Genomic DNA, 16949 nt, shown 5'->3' with positions numbered 1-16949 from the left:
AACAAAATCCCGCCAGGGCGGGATTTTGTTTATCAGCTTTCGGTTAACGATTAAGCCAATAGTTCTTTAGCCGTTTTCACCACATTTTCAGTCGTAAAACCAAACATCTTGAACAACTGATCCGCTGGTGCCGATTCACCAAAGGTCGTCATACCGATGATCTTGCCGCCAAAACCAACGTACTTGTACCAGAAATCCGCAATACCAGCTTCAATGGCAATACGCTTAGTGACGTCGGCAGGTAATACCGCTTCACGGTAAGCCGCATCTTGCTTATCAAAGGTATCGGTTGATGGCATTGAAACCACGCGGACTTGCTTACCTTGTGCTTCCAGTTCAGCCGCCGCATTCACCGCTAGCTCCACTTCAGAACCCGTTGCAATCAAGATGAGCTCAGGTTTACCAGTGCAATCTTTAAGGATATAACCACCTTTAGCAATATCAGCCACTTGCGCTGCGGTGCGAGGCTGCTGAGCGAGGTTTTGACGTGAGAAGATCAGTGCCGATGGTGCATCTTTACGTTCAATCGCCAGTTTCCAGGCTACTGCAGATTCCACTTGGTCACAGGGACGCCATGTGCTCATATTCGGAGTTAAACGCAGTGAAGCGATTTGCTCAACCGGTTGGTGAGTCGGACCATCTTCACCCAAACCAATCGAGTCATGAGTGTAAACCTGAATGTTTTGTACTTTCATCAGCGCCGCCATACGCAGGGCGTTACGCGCGTATTCCATAAACATTAAGAAGGTCGCGCCGTAAGGGACAAAGCCACCGTGCAATGCGATACCGTTCATAATGGCGGTCATACCAAATTCACGCACACCGTAATGAATGTAGTTACCAGAGAAATCTTCAGCGGTGAGTGATTTTGAGCCAGACCACATAGTCAGGTTTGACGGCGCTAGGTCTGCAGAGCCGCCCATAAATTCTGGTAATAATTTACCGAACGCTTCAAGGGCATTTTGCGACGCTTTACGTGACGCAATGTTGGCCGGGTTCGCTTGTAACTCAGCAATGATCGCATTGGCTTTCTCTTCCCACTCGCGAGGAAGATCGCCATTAACGCGGCGTTTGAACTCAGCTGCTTCTGCTGGGTACTGGGCAGCATAAGCCGCAAATTTCTCATCCCAAGCCGCTTCTTTAGCTTGGCCCGCTTCTTTTGCATCCCACTGAGCGTAAATATCAGCTGGGATTTCAAATGGGCCATATTGCCAACCCAAGAATTCACGCGCCGCTTTGATTTCATCGTGGCCTAGTGGTGCGCCGTGGCAATCATGAGAGCCAGATTTGTTTGGTGAACCAAAACCAATGATGGTTTTAGTACAGATGAGTGTTGGACGTGGGTCAGCTTTGGCCGCTTCAATCGCCGCGTTAATCGCGTCTGCATCGTGGCCGTCAACCGCTGGGATCACATGCCAGCCGTACGCTTCAAAGCGTTTTGGTGTATCGTCTGAGAACCAGCCTTCAACATGGCCGTCAATCGAAATACCGTTGTCATCCCAAAAGGCAATCAGTTTACCAAGGCCTAGAGTGCCCGCCAGCGAACACGCTTCATGGGAGATACCTTCCATCAAACAGCCGTCGCCCATAAACACATAAGTAAAGTGGTCAACGATGTCATGTCCTGGCTTGTTAAATTGAGCCGCCAGTGCTTTTTCTGCCATCGCCATGCCTACCGCATTGGTGATACCTTGGCCTAGTGGACCGGTAGTGGTCTCAATACCGGGTGCATAGCCGTATTCTGGATGGCCTGGAGTTTTGGAATGCAGTTGACGGAAATTTTTCAAGTCGTCAATCGACAATTCATAACCAGTTAGATGCAACAGTGAGTAAATCAGCATTGAGCCATGGCCGTTAGACAGCACGAAGCGGTCGCGGTCAGCCCATTGTGGATTTTGTGGGTTGTGATTTAGGTGTGAGCGCCAAAGTACTTCAGCGATATCCGCCATACCCATTGGTGCACCCGGGTGACCAGAATTTGCTTGTTGAACTCCATCCATGCTTAATGCACGAATTGCGTTAGCGAGTTGTTTACGTTCCATAATAATTACCGACAAATAGTAGATTTAGAAATGAAAGGGGAACGTCAATCGTTCCCCAAATTTTAATTCCTGAGCGAATTACAGTTTCGCTGCAATCATGACTTCCAGTTTACCTTGGTCAACGGCGAAGTTACGGATACCTTCAGCCAGTTTTTCAACTGCCATTGGGTCTTGGTTATGTTCCCAGAGGAATTCTGCGTGAGTCATTGGTGCAGGGCGAGCTTTGGTGCCTTTTGAATCGACTAATTTTTCAACGACTTCGCCTTCTGCTGCTTCAAGCTCAGCCAGTAGTGACGGTGCAATGGTTAAACGGTCGCAACCAGCAAGCTCTAAAATTTCACCAATATTACGGAAGCTTGCACCCATCACGACGGTGTTGTAGCCGTGCTCTTTGTAATAGTTGTAGATGGTTGTTACTGATACGACGCCTGGATCTTCTTGCGGTGCAAAATCACGACCTTCTTTTGCCTTATACCAGTCCATGATTCGACCAACAAATGGTGAGATGAGGAAGACACCAGCTTCAGCACATGCACGAGCTTGCGCGAAAGAGAACAACAGCGTGAGGTTACAGTTGATGCCTTCTTTCTCAAGAATTTCCGCTGCGCGGATACCTTCCCATGTAGAAGCGAGTTTGATCAGGATGCGATCGTTACTGATCCCAGCATCGTTATACATTTTGATCAGTTGACGTGCTTTGGCGACACTGCCTTCGGTGTCGTAAGAGAGGCGAGCATCGACTTCAGTTGAGATACGTCCAGGAATCGTTTTTAGGATCTCTTTACCAATATTCACGGCTAACATATCGCAGGTATCTTGGATTTGTTGTGCTTTATCTGAACTTTGTGATTTTGCGTATTCGATAGCAGCATCAATCAGCGGCGCGTATTCTGCGATTTGGGCAGCTTTTAGGATCAGCGAAGGGTTGGTGGTAGCGTCTTCAGGTTGGTATTTTTTAATGGCATCGATTTCACCAGTATCCGCAACCACAGTAGTCAGTTTACGAAGTTGCTCTAATTTGTTGCTCATATCGTTCATCCTATTTCTTTTGGCCAAGCCAATGTATGGCAGAAAAGCTAACGCAATTATGATCAGCGACCGAACTTATGCTTTGAACATTTGCTCGTTCGTTGAGTAAATGATGTGACCATCTTTATCTTATCCAGTTAGAAAGTCAATCATAGTTAGTGGCTTATGGTGATGTGAATCAACAATTTTATGTTATTTATTTCGCAGGTAGAAAAAGAAACGTTTGCCTAATCTAAGCTAGTCACGACAAGGGTTGATTGAGAGAAACTTGTTATGCTGAGAAAATGTCATTGTCATGAACAAATGTTGCAAATGAAGGCGGACTTCACTTATCCTAGCACGATGAGCATATGCTCAATGTTCGTTTTTTTGCGCGCCTGCTCCTTACTGTTTGAAGCGTTAATTGTCAGCGTGCTCATGTTTTTTGTTATCCACCTATTCGCTGCGGCTCTCAATTTCAATGGGTTTGCAGAATAAAGAGATCATCATGACGACTTTGCATCAAGATATATCTGTCGAAAGTACCGACTTACTCACGGAAGTTTCTGTCGCTTATTATCAAGATGGAGCGACCCAAGAAGAGATATCTAAAAAATTTGCTATCTCACGAGCGAAAGTTGGACGTATGCTCAAGCAGGCGCGTGATGAAGGTATTGTCGAAATCACCGTTAAATACCACCCTGTTTTTAGTGCGAAAATTGAGCAGCGATTGATTGAACGTTTTGGTATAAAACGTGCTCTAGTAGCCTTGGATCAACCGAATGAAGAGCAACAAAGGCAACAAGTTGCGGGCTTAGTTTCAAATTATCTATCCGGCACGTTAAAAAATGGCATGGTTGTGACTATTGGACAAGGTCGAAATGTCTCGGCAGTTGCCCATCATATCGGCGTCATTACGCCACGAGATTGTAAGTTTGTATGCAGTATTGGTGGTATTCATCCTCGTGGGGGGATGTTTAATGCCGATCATATTTGTCGCCAAATGGCGAAAAAATACGGCGGCACATCGGAAACGCTATACGCTCCGGCTTATGCGGAAAATCGCGCGCAAAAATTGGCTTTTATGCAAAATGCAACGGTTAAGCAAACCTTAGATTTAGCTCGTAAAGCCGATATTGCCTTAGTCGGGATTGGCGATATGAGTGAAAACAGTTATATGGTTGACCTCGGTTGGTTTACACCTGACGAAGTCGTTCAGTCTCGCTTACAGCAAGGTGTTGTTGGTGATTTTGCTGGTTACGATTTCTTTAATATCTATGGGCAAATCGCCAATACCGTGATGAGTGATCGGGTAATTGGATTGGGGATTGACGAGTTTCGGCCCATATCTGAAGTGATTGCCATTGCGGCCGAAAACAGTAAGCCGCTGGCGCTGCTGGGAGCATTACGCACCGGAGCGATAGATGTTATTGCCACTAGCGTCAGTAATGCTCTGACGGTATTAAACCTCGATGAACAGATGCGCAACGTACAGTAGATGATTAACGCAGTGCCATCCGTCAATGGCTATGACGCGATCAGGATGGCTCGATAGGTAGCTCATCGCGTTGTCCCCACTCTGTCCATGAACCGTCGTAAATGGCGAGGTTTTGATAACCACAAAGATAAGCGGCGAGAAGAACAATACACGCCGTCACGCCTGATCCGCAGCTAAACAGATGCTCATCAGCAGCCGAGAGGTTATCGGCGAGAATAGAACTTAATTCGTCGATTGGTTTTAGCTCGCCACCATTCACCAAGTGAGTAAAGGGCAGATTGCATGAACGCGGGATATGACCACTTCGTATGCCTGGGCGAGGTTCAGGAATCTGAGCCAGAAAACGTTCTGCTGAGCGTGCATCGATGGTAAGGCTGGCCGGATCGTTGAGTTTGCTCAATACGTAGTTAGCATCAACAAAGTAACGTGGATCAAGCTCACCAGTAAAATCACCATTCTGTACGGTCGTTAAGTACGCTTGAGTCAAAGGATAGCCTGCCTTTTTCCATGCTGGTAATCCACCATTGAGAACATAGACTTGCTGATGATCGAAAGCACGGAACATCCACCAGGCGCGAGGAGAAGCAAACGTCCCACTGTTGTCGTAGACGACAATCACTGAATCTTGGTTGATGCCCAATTGTTGTGCGAGATGGTTAAAACGCGCTTGGGCAGGCATCATGTGTGGCAACGCACTATCAATGTCACAAAACTCATGGTCGTAATCAAATCGACGTGAGCCGGGGATTTTGTTTTGCCAATCTTTTTCACCTTCGCTCGGAATCTGAAATTCAATGCTGCAATCCAAAATGACTAACTGAGGTAAGCTTAAATGTTCATAGAGCCAAGTTGGAGTAATCAGTGGGGACATGCGGCTTATTCCTTATAATAAGAGGGAGTAGTGATCATGCGGCGCAATAAAAATACCGCGTTTTTCACGTCGTTATCCTTCAGGTGTGGCAAATTGGGCAACTGGCCTGTTTAGGTAAAGTCATCTCACGCCAGGTCATTGATAAGGCATCCAAGATTAAAAGCTTACCCAGTTTGGTGTGTCCATAATCGGCGATGATTTTGATTGTTTCCATGGCTTGGACCGCGCCAATAATACCGACGACAGGTGCCATTACTCCCGCTTCAACGCAAGTGAGTACGTGGTGGCCAAAAAGAGCGCTCAAGCATTGGTAGCAAGGTTCATCAGGATGCTGATATCGAAATACACAGACTTGGCCTTCCATACGAATCGCCGCGCCAGATATTAACGGCGTTTTCGTTGCAAAGCAGAGTCGATTCAATTGATTACGCGCCTCGACATTATCCGAAGCATCGACCACTACAGTATGTTGTTCGATTAAGCGTTTTAACGGCGCGTCAGTCAAACGTTGATCCACCGTATTGACGGTTAGATAAGGATTGAGTTGGCGCAATGATTCTGCAGCCGAATCGACTTTTTTACGCCCGACATCGGTATCACTATGTAACACTTGGCGCTGTAAATTCGATAGTTCAACGCAGTCATCATCAATTAAGGTTATTGTACCGACACCTGCTGTTGCAAGATATTGACTGGACGCGCATCCTAAACCACCAGCACCTAAAATTAATACAGAGCTTTGTTTAAGCGCCTCTTGTCCTTCAAAATCAAACTGGTTAAGGATGATTTGCCGATTATAACGCAGCATCTCTTGGTCAGATAAAATATCCATGGTGTTCCTTAAGATAAACAGGCATTAAACAACTGAATATTCACGATTTCACCAGCTTCTACTCGCCCGCGATCCTGCTCTAATACCACAAAACAATTGGCAAGGCTCATTGAACGAAAAGCGCCAGAACTCTGATTACCAGTGCTCTCTACGACAAACTGCCCATTTTCAAGGTGATAAATACCACGCTGATAATCGGTGCGACCTGGCGATTTTTTGAAGGGACTTTTAGTTCGAGCAGGAATAGACTGAGGCGCTTGCCATTCGCTGTGTCCTGCCAGTTTGGCCAGCATAGGCTGCACCAGAACATACAAGGTCAGCATCGCCGATACAGGGTTTCCCGGTAAACCACAAAACCAAGCGTTTTCCAATCGACCAAAAGCAAAAGGTTTACCTAGTTTTATCGCGAGCTTCCAAAAACCAATTTCGCCAAGTTCGGCAAGAATATCTTTGGTGTAATCAGCTTCGCCGACACTGACGCCACCAGATGTGACGACGACATCAGCAAGCTGTTGCGCTTGATGAAAAGTCGCTTTTAATGTCTCTGGGCAATCAGGGATGATCCCCAGATCGATAGCCTCACAGCCAAAATTTTCAAGCAACGGTTTGATACCATAGCGATTGCTATCGTAAATCTGCCCTTCAGAGAGCGCCTCACCGAGTGGTTTTAGTTCATCTCCGGTAGAGAAAAAGGCGACTTTAGGTTTACGTAATACGCTCACATGACCAATACCTAAAGTCGCGATCATTGGGATATCACGAACGGTTAAACGTGCACCTTTGCGCAAGACCAGATCATTGTGTCCGATATCATCGCCCATCGGACGAATGTTGGTATTTGGTTGAACATGGGTCACAGCAAATCGAATACCTTGCTCAGTGACTTGCGCTTGCTCTTGCATGATCACCGCATCGCAACCGATTGGAATTTGTGCGCCAGTCATAATTCTAATGCAGGTCATCGGTGGCCACTCCCCAGCATATGGCTGACCAGCAAACGACTTTCCTACGACCGGCAAGGGCTGATTATGGACGATATCAGCGCGTCTGACGGCATAGCCATCCATCGCTGAGTTATCAAAAGGAGGTACAGGGATCGGAGAGAGAATATCTTCGGCTAAGACAAATCCCAGAGCTTCAGCAAGCGGTAGTTGCTGTGTTTGATTCACTGGGATAATACGAGAAAGCATGGAATGCAGCGCATCTTCAATCGGCATTAAGCCCGGCGCATCACAACAGCCCATATTGGTGATCCTATGGTGGTTATTTTTGTTGGTACTTTAACACAGAAAGGGCGTGACAATAATGTCCGTCCATAAAATAGGGATGTAATTATTCAAAAATCCGAGTATTCTTGTCTGCCATTCGAGAGGGGTAATGAAGAGGTAGGGGAAATGTCAATTTTGAGCGAATCCGCCCAGTTAGTGAAGGCAGCGTTAGAGAGCCGCGGTCAGGAAACGCCAATGCAACCCAATGCAATTAGCCGTGAAGAGAAAAAAGCGCAAATTGAATTTCATATGCGTGAAGTCTTAACTCTTCTGGGTTTAGATTTAGCAGATGACAGTCTACAAGAGACACCACATCGCATTGCCAAAATGTATGTTGATGAGATTTTCTCTGGGCTTGATTATAAAAACTTCCCAAAAATCACCGTCATTGAAAATAAAATGAAAGTCAGTGAAATGGTACGCGTTAAAGATATTACCGTGACCAGTACCTGTGAGCATCATTTAGTGACCATCGATGGTAAAGCTGCGGTGGCTTATATTCCACGTGGTAAAATCATCGGCTTATCAAAAATTAATCGCATTGTACGTTTTTTTGCTCAGCGCCCTCAGGTGCAAGAGCGTTTAACGCAACAGATTCTAGTTGCGTTGCAGACCTTACTTGAGTCGGACGATGTCGCGGTAACGATTGACGCTACTCACTATTGTGTAAAGTCTCGAGGTGTTATGGATGCGACAAGCGTAACCACCACGACGGCTTTAGGGGGGATTTTTAAATCTAACCCAGCCACCCGCGCCGAGTTTTTGCACGGATTACGTTAAGACTAAATATTTGTTTGCTTTATTAATGAAGAAAAAGTAATGAAGAAAAAAGCCCTAGCATTAAATCCGTTAGGGCTTTTTTGTTCAATAAGTCACCACCATGGTTAACTTAGAATGGGTTAATTTAGAGCGGTTAACTCAAACCAGTGATGTTGCCATCATCATCGAGATCAATCGCCATAAAACTGGGTTTTGCTGGAAGTCCGGGCATGGTAAGCACGTTGTCACATAGGGCATAAATGAATTCTGCACCAGCACATGGTTTTAACTCTCTAATGGTGAGAGTAAAGGCTTTAGGTACACCCTTAATAGCGGGATCTCCGGTGAGAGACATCGGGTTTTTAGCCAAACAAACGGAGAAATGCTGATAAGGTAGTGTTTCTAATTCGGCCAGTTGTTGCTTAGCCAGTGCACTGAGCTCGATGGTCGTTGCGCCATAACTTTTCGCAACCGCAGTGAGCTTATTGAGCAGTGAATCTTGCGCTTGATAAAGAGGTTTAAAATGTGTGGCTTTTTGGCATTGAGCGATGACTTGCTGGGCAAGGTCTAGTGCGCCATACCCTCCTTGAGAAAAGGCATCTGAAACGGCGACTTTGACATCATTAGGTAGACGTTTAATCAAACTAAGTAGTTGCTGAAGCTCTTCTTCGCTATCTTGTGGAAAACGATTGATGGCCACCACGGCTGGAATACCATAGCGATTCACATTATCAATATGCCATTGTAAGTTGGTGAAGCCGGCGGTCAGTGCCGCGTCGTCGGGCTGAAAAAGTAACTGACTGTCTATTTGTTTCAGATCAAATAGCCCTGAATTGGCTTTAATTCCACGTAAAGTTGCGACGATAACGGCACAATCTGGGGCTCTATTAGCTACATTGGCTTTAATATTACACGCTTTTTCAAAGCCCATATCAGAGCCAAAACCAGCCTCTGTCACGGTGTAATCCGCTAGTTTACTGGCAATCTCATCAGCAATAATCGATGAGTTACCATGGGCAATGTTGGCAAAAGGACCCGCGTGAATGAGGGTTGGAACGCCCTCCAAGGTTTGCATTAACGTTGGCATTATCGCGTCTTTCATACAAACCGCCATGGCCCCTGCGACCTTGAGATCTTCGGTGGTGATCGCTTGTCCATCGAGGTCATAAGCGAGAATAATCAGACCAAGTCGGCGACGTAAATCGGCTAAGTTTTTTGCCAAAGCTAAAATTGCCATCAATTCAGAAGCGGCGGAAATATCAAAACCGTCTTCTCGTTCAATGCCGTTCGCTGTTTGGCCTTCAGGATTACGGCCGACAGTGATGTAACGCAGAGCGCGATCGTTATGATCGACCACTCGTTTCCAAACAATACGTTGAGGATCGATTCGCAGTGCAGGTAACCCTGTCTGTATGGAGAAATTTTGGTAACCGAGACGAGTTTCGTGGTATAGGCGGGCATCAATCGCTGCTGCGGCTAAGTTATGCGCCGAAGTGACGGCATGAATATCACCGGTAAGATGTAAGTTGAGCTCTTCCATCGGTGCAACTTGTGAATAGCCACCACCTGCTGCTCCGCCTTTGACACCAAAAACTGGTCCCATGGAGGGTTGACGGATACAAGCGATAACGGATTGGTTTAAGTGCGCAAGGCCTTGCGCTAAGCCTATCGTGCTCACCGTTTTACCTTCGCCAAGTGGCGTAGGAGTAATGGCCGTAACTAAGATCAATTTCCCTGAAGAAACATTTTTAAGGCGTTGTAAGCAGTGTAAGGAAACTTTGGCTTTATAAGTGCCTTGGCCGTGAAATTCATCAGCCAATAAGCCCGCTTTTTTAGCGATGCGCTCAATATGTTGTAGGGGAGTTGTACGGCAAATCTCACTATCTGACAGCATAAAACCCTCGTAGTAAGGCTAAATAGGGTGAAGAACACCATTTTGCTGCGATAGTAACGTGTAAAAAATGCTTGTAAAGGAGATTGATAGTAAAAAGAGACATCTCAGCCTTCCGTTACATGCTGACGGATTAATGATCTCAGCAGACAAATTGGAAGTATTATGGCTCAGTAGAGTGATAGATTATAGATACGGTGAGAAGAGTTATTTATTGGTACGAAAAGCATCTTTCTTGCAAGATAGTTTGTACCATTGACGTTGTCTGGTCGATCTTCTAGACATAGATTTCCGAATAAAGTGTGACTGCAATAAGCGAAGAATAAACGAGAGTGCAGGGGAGTGAAGTAAAACGCAGTGCTAAGCACTGCGTTTTGAAATTTGGCTTATAAAGGCGTGACTTCAGTCGCTTGTGGGCCTTTTTTGCCTTCTTCAACATTAAAGCTTACTTTTTGACCTTCAGCTAATGTTTTGAAGCCCTCAGAGACAATTGAGTTGAAGTGAACAAACACATCTTTACCGCCGTTGTCTTGAGAAATGAAACCGAAACCTTTAGTTTCGTTGAACCATTTTACTGTACCTGTCATTTTACCAGACATAGTTACCTCTAAATATCTTAAATTTAATAGAATGAATTTTGGCTGATAACGCAAGCTATTGAATGGTCTATCTAGGTGTAGTTGACACAGGTTTAACGAAAGGTTTCGCGACTTGTATAAAACAAAACTTACACTGAATTTACATTAACAACTCTTCTGTAAGAGCCAACTCTAACTATACACACAGAATCCTAAATAGCGAGAATTATTTTTAATATTGGCTCGTTATTACAGAGCTTGTGTATAGATAACAAAGAGTTATAGTTTATGTTTAACGCCTGATATCTTATGGGATAATTCTTATGTATTGAATTTAAAGAATTTCACTCATATTCCATACCCACATACTTAGTGATGTTCTCCTTCGAGCTTATAGGCACTTTTTTGTCTCTATTAACCTTGTGGTCATCTAAAGAATAATAAAGATCGAAATGCATTTTACTTGGTTTACTTAACGTTCAGCCATTTTTTCTGCAAGCGGTTGCCCTGTATCCGGTTTTAGATAACTCATCATAATAAAACTGAGCAATCCACACAGTAGAGTAGGGACGATGGGATGGATTCCGGCCAAATCAGGTTTTAACCACATTAAACTCGTGTAGGTGGTGAGCCCTACTATCATTGAACTCAATGCGCCTGTTGATGAAGACTTTTTCCAATATAAACCGAGTACCAAAGGCCAGAGAAATACCGCTTGTAAACCTCCGAGTGCCATTAAGTTAAGCCAAACAATCATCTCCGGTGGATTGGTGGCTGCAAAAAACACCAATAAGGCAAAAATCATCGTCACCCATAAAGATAAACGAGTCAGCTTACTTTCTGCCTGCGGCTCATCGATAAGTCTGGGATTAATATAGTTAAGATAGAGATCTTTTAATAATGTCGCCGAGGCTTGGATTAGCTGTGAATCAATACTCGACATAATCGCGGCCATGGGGCCGGCGAGGAAAATTCCTGCCAATAAAGGCGGAAGAACGGTGATCATTAAGGTCGGCATGATTTGATCTGGGCTAGTAAGATCCGGCACGATAGCGCGCCCTAATGCTCCCGATAAATGGGTGCCAAACATCAACAAAGCCATCATGATGGTGCTTAAGATTATACCTTTGTGTAACGATTGACTGTCTTTATAAGACATACAACGAACGGCGGCATGGGGTAACCCAATCACACCAAAGCAAACCAGTATCCAAAAGCTCAACATAAATGGCTGACTGAGGAATTGATCGGGGCCGTAGGGGGTAATTAACGCAGGATCAATACGATGCAGTTCCGTGACTAGTGTACCAAGGCTACCGCCAGCGTGGATAACCCCTGCTAACAACACAAAAGTTCCGATTAACATCATGATCCCTTGCACGGTATCGGTCATTACTACCGCACGAAACCCGCCGATTGTTGTATAAAGACCAACAGTAAAAGCAAACAGCATTAAACCATGTTGATAAGAGAGCCCAGTAACCGTTTGTAATAGGCGTGCTCCACCGACAAATTGTACGACCATCGTACCAAAAAATGCCAGTAATAAAGACGTCGATGCCAATATGACCACACTGCGACTTTTGAAGCGAGCGTATAACATATCATTGAGAGTCAAAGCATTATGACGACGAGCTTCAATTGCAAACTTTTTGCCTAATACACCGAGCGTTAACCAAGTTGCTGGTAACTGGATCATCGCTAACAAGACCCAACCTAAACCAAGCTTGTAAGCGGCCCCCGGCCCACCAATAAAGCTGCTAGCACTGGCATAAGTCGCCGCGAGCGTCATCGCAAGTACAAAGCCTCCCATACTGCGCCCACCAAGAAAGTATTCATTAAGAAAGCCGCCATCTGTTGTTCTACGTCGGCTAAAAAAAGCGATCGCAAATACGCCTATTAAGTAAATAATAAGAGGTAAGAGAAGTTGGTTATTCATCGTAGGTTTTCACATCTGGTTCAAGACTAATATCGCGATAAATGAATTTGACCATTAAGGCACAGAGCAGAGTAAATATCAGCGGGCCTACAAGACAAGAGAGTAAAAACCACAGTGGCATTCCGAAGTAGAGCGGTGGCAATTCAAGATCATCAAAAGGTGCAGAGAAGCCGTAAGCCGTGATATACCACCAGATAAAGTAACTCAAAGCGAGAAGTAGGGCAGCTAATGCTTCGCGGTGAGTTTGTTGAATAATACGTTGTTGGTTGTTCATCCGTATCCTCAGTGATTAGGCATCCCTAGCAACTTGGAGCCAACATCGGATTATCGCTATCTGTGTGCTTAATCCTAATGTTGAACAAAGCCGATGATGGCAAGAGCGAACAGTTTGGGAGGTGCTGGTTTCTAAGGGGGGGTATGGTATTACAAATCTATCGTTAGAAACAAAAAATATTGCATGAAGTTGACAGAGTGGTTTGGTGCGGATACGTATTAATTAATTCAACATGGTTAACTTAACTAAGAAAATGGGGAGAGAGGGTGAGGCGTTGGCCTTTTAGCGAATGACGGCTGCTAAAAGGCAATCGGCCTGAGGTAATTTACTCACCATACTGTTTTTCAAAGGCTCTTTGCTCAAGAATATCTTCAATTTTTTTACGCGTTTGGTGTTGAGTTAACGGAGTTTTCTCATTGCTATCTGCTTGAGGAGCGGTTGTTTTGGTTTTTTTTGGGGCTTTTGCCATGTTGGTATCATCCATTAAAAAATGATTCCTATTAGTACACTAATGAGGATTAAAGGCCAGCTTAAGAACCGAGTTATTAGATTTGTTGCACAAAAGTGAATGTAATCCGTGCATCATCGTTAACACCTCTATTTCAGTGTTATTTCAACGAGAAATATTGGTCGTGCGGTATCGTGAGTGGCAAGCTTTTCTCAAAGCGGAGAAGGAAGTGATGGATAAAACAATGGCGTGATAAAGTATCACGCCATCAACATTCTATTACAGAACGGTTACTTGTTCTGCTTGAGGGCCTTTTTTGCCCTGCTCAACGTTGAAGCTTACTTTTTGGCCTTCAGCGAGAGTTTTGAATCCTTCAGAAGCGATTGAGTTGAAGTGAACAAAAACATCACTTCCGCCGTTATCTGGAGTAAGAAAACCGAAACCTTTAGTTTCGTTGAACCATTTTACTGAACCTGTCACTTTACCTGACATAATTACCTCTATATTTTATGATACTAAATTAATGTTGGCTGATAGATAAGCAATTGAATGGTAGATGAAGGTAAACTTGTACAGGCACTAAACGAAGGGTATCGATGGTTTTCTGATCAAAAACTTACACTTTATGTCACATTAACAACTCTGCTTTAAGAGCCAAGTTCACTATACACGTTGCCGAATAAATAGCGAGACTTATTTATTCCGAGATGATCGTGGTATCGCTTGAACGTTTGGAAACTGCCCCAATATCTTAGTTAATTAACAATGAGTATCTTCTTCCTACTTGAAGCAGCAGCGGTGTTGGCTCCCCAATCGCATCATTTGCCTATGCTCATGGGGATTCACTCACTTACCGTCTACCTGCAACTTCCAGTCGTTTGGGTATAAACGATGTTTTGGCAAGATTTACTGACAAGATAATAACAAGCAAGGAGAGTGTAATGACACAAGCATATATACCACCTAAGGTTTGGACCATGGAGAGTGAAAATGGCGGACAATGGGCAAGTATTAACCGACCTGATTCTGGTGCTCGTTTTGAACAGGTGTTACCGATAGGTCAACACCCGATTCAACTGTACTCAATGGGAACACCTAACGGGCAAAAAGTGACTATTTTGCTTGAAGAGTTATTAGCATTAGGTGTTAAACAAGCGGAGTATGATGCCTTTTTGATAAAAATTGGTGATGGTGAGCAATTCGGATCTGGATTTGTTGAGGTTAATCCTAACTCGAAAATCCCTGCATTGATGGATCGTTCGTTAGCATCGCCGATTCGCGTTTTTGAATCGGGCAATATTTTGCTTTATCTTGCTGAAAAATTTGGTCATTATTTACCACAAGCTTTACCCAAACGGACAGAAGTGATGAATTGGTTGTTTTGGTTACAAGGTTCGGCGCCTTATTTGGGCGGTGGATTTGGTCACTTTTATGCTTATGCTCCAGAAAAGTTTGCTTATCCTATCAATCGATTTGCAATGGAAGCGAAACGTCAACTGGATGTGTTAGACAAACAACTGGCCAAACAGACTTATATTGCGGGTGAAGAATATACGATTGCTGATGTGGCGATTTGGCCTTGGTATGGCAATCTAGTGTTAGGCAATGCTTACAATGCGGCTGAGTTTCTGGATGTGCAATCTTATCAACACGTACAACGTTGGGCGAAAACCATTGCAGAACGTCCGGCAGTGCAACGTGGTCGAATTGTCAACCGAACATGGGGAGAGGCTTGGGAGCAGTTAGCTGAGCGTCATAACGCACAAGATATTGATCGCATATTGGCACTGCAACCGAAGTAAGTTGAAATCGTCCAGTGAACGAGTAAAACGCCACCTTAAATGTTATTGACGGTGATCGCTACGTTGTTCGGAATGTTGTTCCCGATGTGGTACTTCTTCGAACTCACCTTCAATAACATGTTCACTTTCGTTATTGTGAGCTTGATGAAAAGGGCGGCGTCTTAGCTGCCTTTCTAACCGCTTACCGCTGATGATGGCGATCAAGGTGAGTGGAATCGCGAGTAGTAAGCCAAAGATTAAGGCGAAAAAACCGCAGATTAATGTCAAGGTGGTTACTAATACTCGATACATAAACAGTCTCCCTAAATCGATATCAATTTATCATACCTCATCTGTGATGAAGAAAACATGAACGATGCTTATTCAAATGGTATTAACGTTGATGAAAAGTTTCACATAGGGAGAATGTGTCGCCCTCCCTATTATGGACGCTGGCTAATGGGTTATTGAGTTGAGTCATCGGTTAGCCAAGCGACTTGCTCAGCTATACTCATCTTAAGATTATGAGGATAGAGTAATGATGGCTGCAACAAGGCATAGAGTTGCTGCTGGTAAGCGTCTAACCATGCATATCGCTCACGGTACATTTTGCGTTTCGGACGCTTTATTTCTTCCATTGTGCGACGCTTAGCATACAAGGGTAAAGAGTAAAACCAACGATTGTGCTCTATGCCATCGTGTTCTTGCCATAATTGGTCATAGTCTAAATTGATGGTATCGCTTTTTGTACCATATCGCTTTGCGTTATAAATATGGGCTGAATTTTTAACCGCATAAATCGATTTTATATCTAAATATTGAGCGATAAATTGAACCGCTTCAACCATAAATGATTTAGGCCTTAAACCATAGATAGCTTTGGTGAATGTGCGACTAAAACCATTATCATTAATAGTACCTTGCATACAACCAATTAATAATAGATCGTTCTGAATCGTGAAGCCTAAAGTATAATAAGTATGGCCGATACTATCTTCTAATGATAATGCTAATTCAGCTTCTTTACGTATTCTTCCATCGAAGCTTAAAGTAAGCTGATAATTTTTATCGTCAATATTTATGTTGCCTAAATATAATTTATCTGTATGTATTCTTAAAATAGCGGCACGAGAAAACGTGGCCTCTAGCCATGAATGGTGGTCATCGAGGAGCTGTATAACATCACTTTTACTTAAACCAATATGTAGAAATGGAATCATACATTTCATAATATAATTTGGCTGACGGATAAAAATATGTTGCCGACGCTCATGATGGAATAAATTTACCATCTTTTGGAAATGACGAGGATAAAGATAAGACCTAATAATAAACTTACTGATATCTCTCAATTTATGCTTTTGGCTTTGGGCATGAGCTGCCGAGGCTAATTTTAAACGCACACGAATTACCACTACTATAATAAAGATAATATCCAGCAAGTATTATTACCTACAGCCAAGCAGGCCGCTACAGTGTTTGTGTACTTTTTTGTATGGGATTGTCTTAATCGAGGTGATGTATAGTGCTCACTTATTAATAACGCTGCGCTTTGCTTATCTCTTAATCATAATTCCTGATCTATTGTCCTTTTTCTGTCAACGAAAGCCTGAATTGTAGTTATATCAATGTATTGATTGACCTTGATTAATAACTGTAAGTTATATGAGTTAGCCATAACCCGAGAGCAGAGTATCGTTAGTGGATCAAAATAAAAAAGCCGCCTATCGGTCGTGATAAGCGGCAATGGGGGGATTAAT

General features: G+C 43.9%; 16 protein-coding genes. 3 read left to right on the top strand and 13 right to left on the bottom strand.

Annotated elements, in window-relative coordinates; all coding sequences use genetic code 11:
* Positions 1-50 precede the first annotated feature (50 nt).
* Both tkt and tal read right to left on the bottom strand, forming a co-directional pair.
* Positions 51-2042: a transketolase gene (gene tkt / locus BSR11_RS12395; protein ID WP_072670665.1), complete on the bottom strand. Its 1992-nt coding sequence runs from the start codon at positions 2040-2042 to the stop codon at positions 51-53.
* 78 nt (positions 2043-2120) lie between these two features.
* Positions 2121-3071 (bottom strand): transaldolase, encoded by a 951-nt coding sequence (gene tal / locus BSR11_RS12390; RefSeq protein WP_072670664.1) that lies wholly within the window; start codon positions 3069-3071, stop codon positions 2121-2123.
* 487 nt (positions 3072-3558) lie between these two features.
* Here tal and BSR11_RS12385 point away from each other — a divergent pair, with 487 nt between their 5' ends.
* Entirely contained in the window at positions 3559-4548 is a 990-nt protein-coding gene (locus tag BSR11_RS12385; RefSeq protein ID WP_072670663.1) for a sugar-binding transcriptional regulator, read from the top strand.
* 40 nt (positions 4549-4588) lie between these two features.
* Here the strand turns inward: BSR11_RS12385 and BSR11_RS12380 are convergent, their stop codons facing one another.
* From BSR11_RS12380 to moeA, 3 genes are all read right to left on the bottom strand, one after another.
* Entirely contained in the window at positions 4589-5419 is an 831-nt protein-coding gene (locus BSR11_RS12380) for a sulfurtransferase (protein ID WP_072670662.1), read from the bottom strand.
* 79 nt (positions 5420-5498) lie between these two features.
* Positions 5499-6251: a molybdopterin-synthase adenylyltransferase MoeB gene (moeB, locus tag BSR11_RS12375; RefSeq protein ID WP_072670661.1), complete on the bottom strand. Its 753-nt coding sequence runs from the start codon at positions 6249-6251 to the stop codon at positions 5499-5501.
* Between the two features lie 8 nt (positions 6252-6259).
* Complete coding sequence (gene moeA / locus BSR11_RS12370; protein WP_072670660.1) at positions 6260-7495, bottom strand: molybdopterin molybdotransferase MoeA; 1236 nt, start codon at positions 7493-7495, stop codon at positions 6260-6262.
* A gap of 150 nt (positions 7496-7645) precedes the next feature.
* Between moeA and folE the strand changes: the two genes are divergently transcribed.
* Positions 7646-8299 carry a GTP cyclohydrolase I FolE gene (gene folE, locus BSR11_RS12365; RefSeq protein WP_004396634.1) on the top strand — a complete coding sequence of 218 codons (654 nt, stop codon included), beginning with the start codon at positions 7646-7648 and terminating at the stop codon, positions 8297-8299.
* Positions 8300-8432: 133 nt separating this feature from the next.
* On the opposite strand, the gene BSR11_RS12360 is transcribed toward folE, so the two are convergent.
* The 6 genes from BSR11_RS12360 to cspE (BSR11_RS12340) form a co-directional block, all read right to left on the bottom strand.
* Complete coding sequence (locus tag BSR11_RS12360) at positions 8433-10172, bottom strand: formate--tetrahydrofolate ligase (protein ID WP_072670659.1); 1740 nt, start codon at positions 10170-10172, stop codon at positions 8433-8435.
* Positions 10173-10555: 383 nt separating this feature from the next.
* Entirely contained in the window at positions 10556-10768 is a 213-nt protein-coding gene (gene cspE / locus BSR11_RS12355) for a transcription antiterminator/RNA stability regulator CspE (RefSeq protein WP_072670658.1), read from the bottom strand.
* Positions 10769-11219: 451 nt separating this feature from the next.
* The gene (panF, locus tag BSR11_RS12350; protein WP_072670657.1) at positions 11220-12686 is read right to left on the bottom strand and encodes a sodium/pantothenate symporter; all 1467 of its coding nucleotides are present in this window, start codon (positions 12684-12686) and stop codon (positions 11220-11222) included.
* Positions 12679-12960, bottom strand: a complete 282-nt coding sequence (locus BSR11_RS12345) for a YhdT family protein (RefSeq protein ID WP_072670656.1) — start codon at positions 12958-12960, stop codon at positions 12679-12681. Before BSR11_RS12345 ends, panF begins: the two co-directional genes overlap by 8 nt.
* Positions 12961-13285: 325 nt before the next feature.
* Positions 13286-13429, bottom strand: coding sequence for a hypothetical protein (locus BSR11_RS17315; protein WP_167363660.1), 144 nt, complete (start codon positions 13427-13429; stop codon positions 13286-13288).
* A gap of 258 nt (positions 13430-13687) precedes the next feature.
* Positions 13688-13900, bottom strand: a complete 213-nt coding sequence (gene cspE, locus BSR11_RS12340; RefSeq protein ID WP_004397054.1) for a transcription antiterminator/RNA stability regulator CspE — start codon at positions 13898-13900, stop codon at positions 13688-13690.
* A 449-nt stretch (positions 13901-14349) separates the two neighbouring features.
* Between cspE (BSR11_RS12340) and yghU the strand changes: the two genes are divergently transcribed.
* The gene (yghU, locus tag BSR11_RS12335; RefSeq protein ID WP_072670655.1) at positions 14350-15210 is read left to right on the top strand and encodes a glutathione-dependent disulfide-bond oxidoreductase; all 861 of its coding nucleotides are present in this window, start codon (positions 14350-14352) and stop codon (positions 15208-15210) included.
* Between the two features lie 42 nt (positions 15211-15252).
* On the opposite strand, the gene BSR11_RS12330 is transcribed toward yghU, so the two are convergent.
* On the bottom strand, positions 15253-15501 hold the full coding sequence (locus tag BSR11_RS12330; RefSeq protein WP_072670654.1) for an FxsA family protein: 249 nt from the start codon (positions 15499-15501) through the stop codon (positions 15253-15255).
* Positions 15502-15653: 152 nt separating this feature from the next.
* Positions 15654-16631: a VirK/YbjX family protein gene (locus tag BSR11_RS12325; RefSeq protein ID WP_240004068.1), complete on the bottom strand. Its 978-nt coding sequence runs from the start codon at positions 16629-16631 to the stop codon at positions 15654-15656.
* Between the last annotated feature and the right edge of the window lie 318 nt (positions 16632-16949).

The organism is Vibrio injensis (genome assembly GCF_001895205.1).
In the GTDB taxonomy this organism is placed as follows: Bacteria; Pseudomonadota; Gammaproteobacteria; order Enterobacterales; family Vibrionaceae; genus Vibrio; species Vibrio injensis.
Note: the sequence above shows the minus strand (reverse complement) of the source record. Positions and strands in the feature narration are given on the sequence as shown.

Coding starts and splice junctions, on each gene's coding strand:
- tkt (WP_072670665.1), bottom strand. CDS start 2,042: ATGGAACGTAAACAACTCGCTAACGCAATTCGTGCATTAAGCATGGAT.
- tal (WP_072670664.1), bottom strand. CDS start 3,071: ATGAGCAACAAATTAGAGCAACTTCGTAAACTGACTACTGTGGTTGCG.
- BSR11_RS12385 (WP_072670663.1), top strand. CDS start 3,559: ATGACGACTTTGCATCAAGATATATCTGTCGAAAGTACCGACTTACTC.
- BSR11_RS12380 (WP_072670662.1), bottom strand. CDS start 5,419: ATGTCCCCACTGATTACTCCAACTTGGCTCTATGAACATTTAAGCTTA.
- moeB (WP_072670661.1), bottom strand. CDS start 6,251: ATGGATATTTTATCTGACCAAGAGATGCTGCGTTATAATCGGCAAATC.
- moeA (WP_072670660.1), bottom strand. CDS start 7,495: ATGGGCTGTTGTGATGCGCCGGGCTTAATGCCGATTGAAGATGCGCTG.
- folE (WP_004396634.1), top strand. CDS start 7,646: ATGTCAATTTTGAGCGAATCCGCCCAGTTAGTGAAGGCAGCGTTAGAG.
- BSR11_RS12360 (WP_072670659.1), bottom strand. CDS start 10,172: ATGCTGTCAGATAGTGAGATTTGCCGTACAACTCCCCTACAACATATT.
- cspE (WP_072670658.1), bottom strand. CDS start 10,768: ATGTCTGGTAAAATGACAGGTACAGTAAAATGGTTCAACGAAACTAAA.
- panF (WP_072670657.1), bottom strand. CDS start 12,686: ATGAATAACCAACTTCTCTTACCTCTTATTATTTACTTAATAGGCGTA.
- BSR11_RS12345 (WP_072670656.1), bottom strand. CDS start 12,960: ATGAACAACCAACAACGTATTATTCAACAAACTCACCGCGAAGCATTA.
- BSR11_RS17315 (WP_167363660.1), bottom strand. CDS start 13,429: ATGGCAAAAGCCCCAAAAAAAACCAAAACAACCGCTCCTCAAGCAGAT.
- cspE (WP_004397054.1), bottom strand. CDS start 13,900: ATGTCAGGTAAAGTGACAGGTTCAGTAAAATGGTTCAACGAAACTAAA.
- yghU (WP_072670655.1), top strand. CDS start 14,350: ATGACACAAGCATATATACCACCTAAGGTTTGGACCATGGAGAGTGAA.
- BSR11_RS12330 (WP_072670654.1), bottom strand. CDS start 15,501: ATGTATCGAGTATTAGTAACCACCTTGACATTAATCTGCGGTTTTTTC.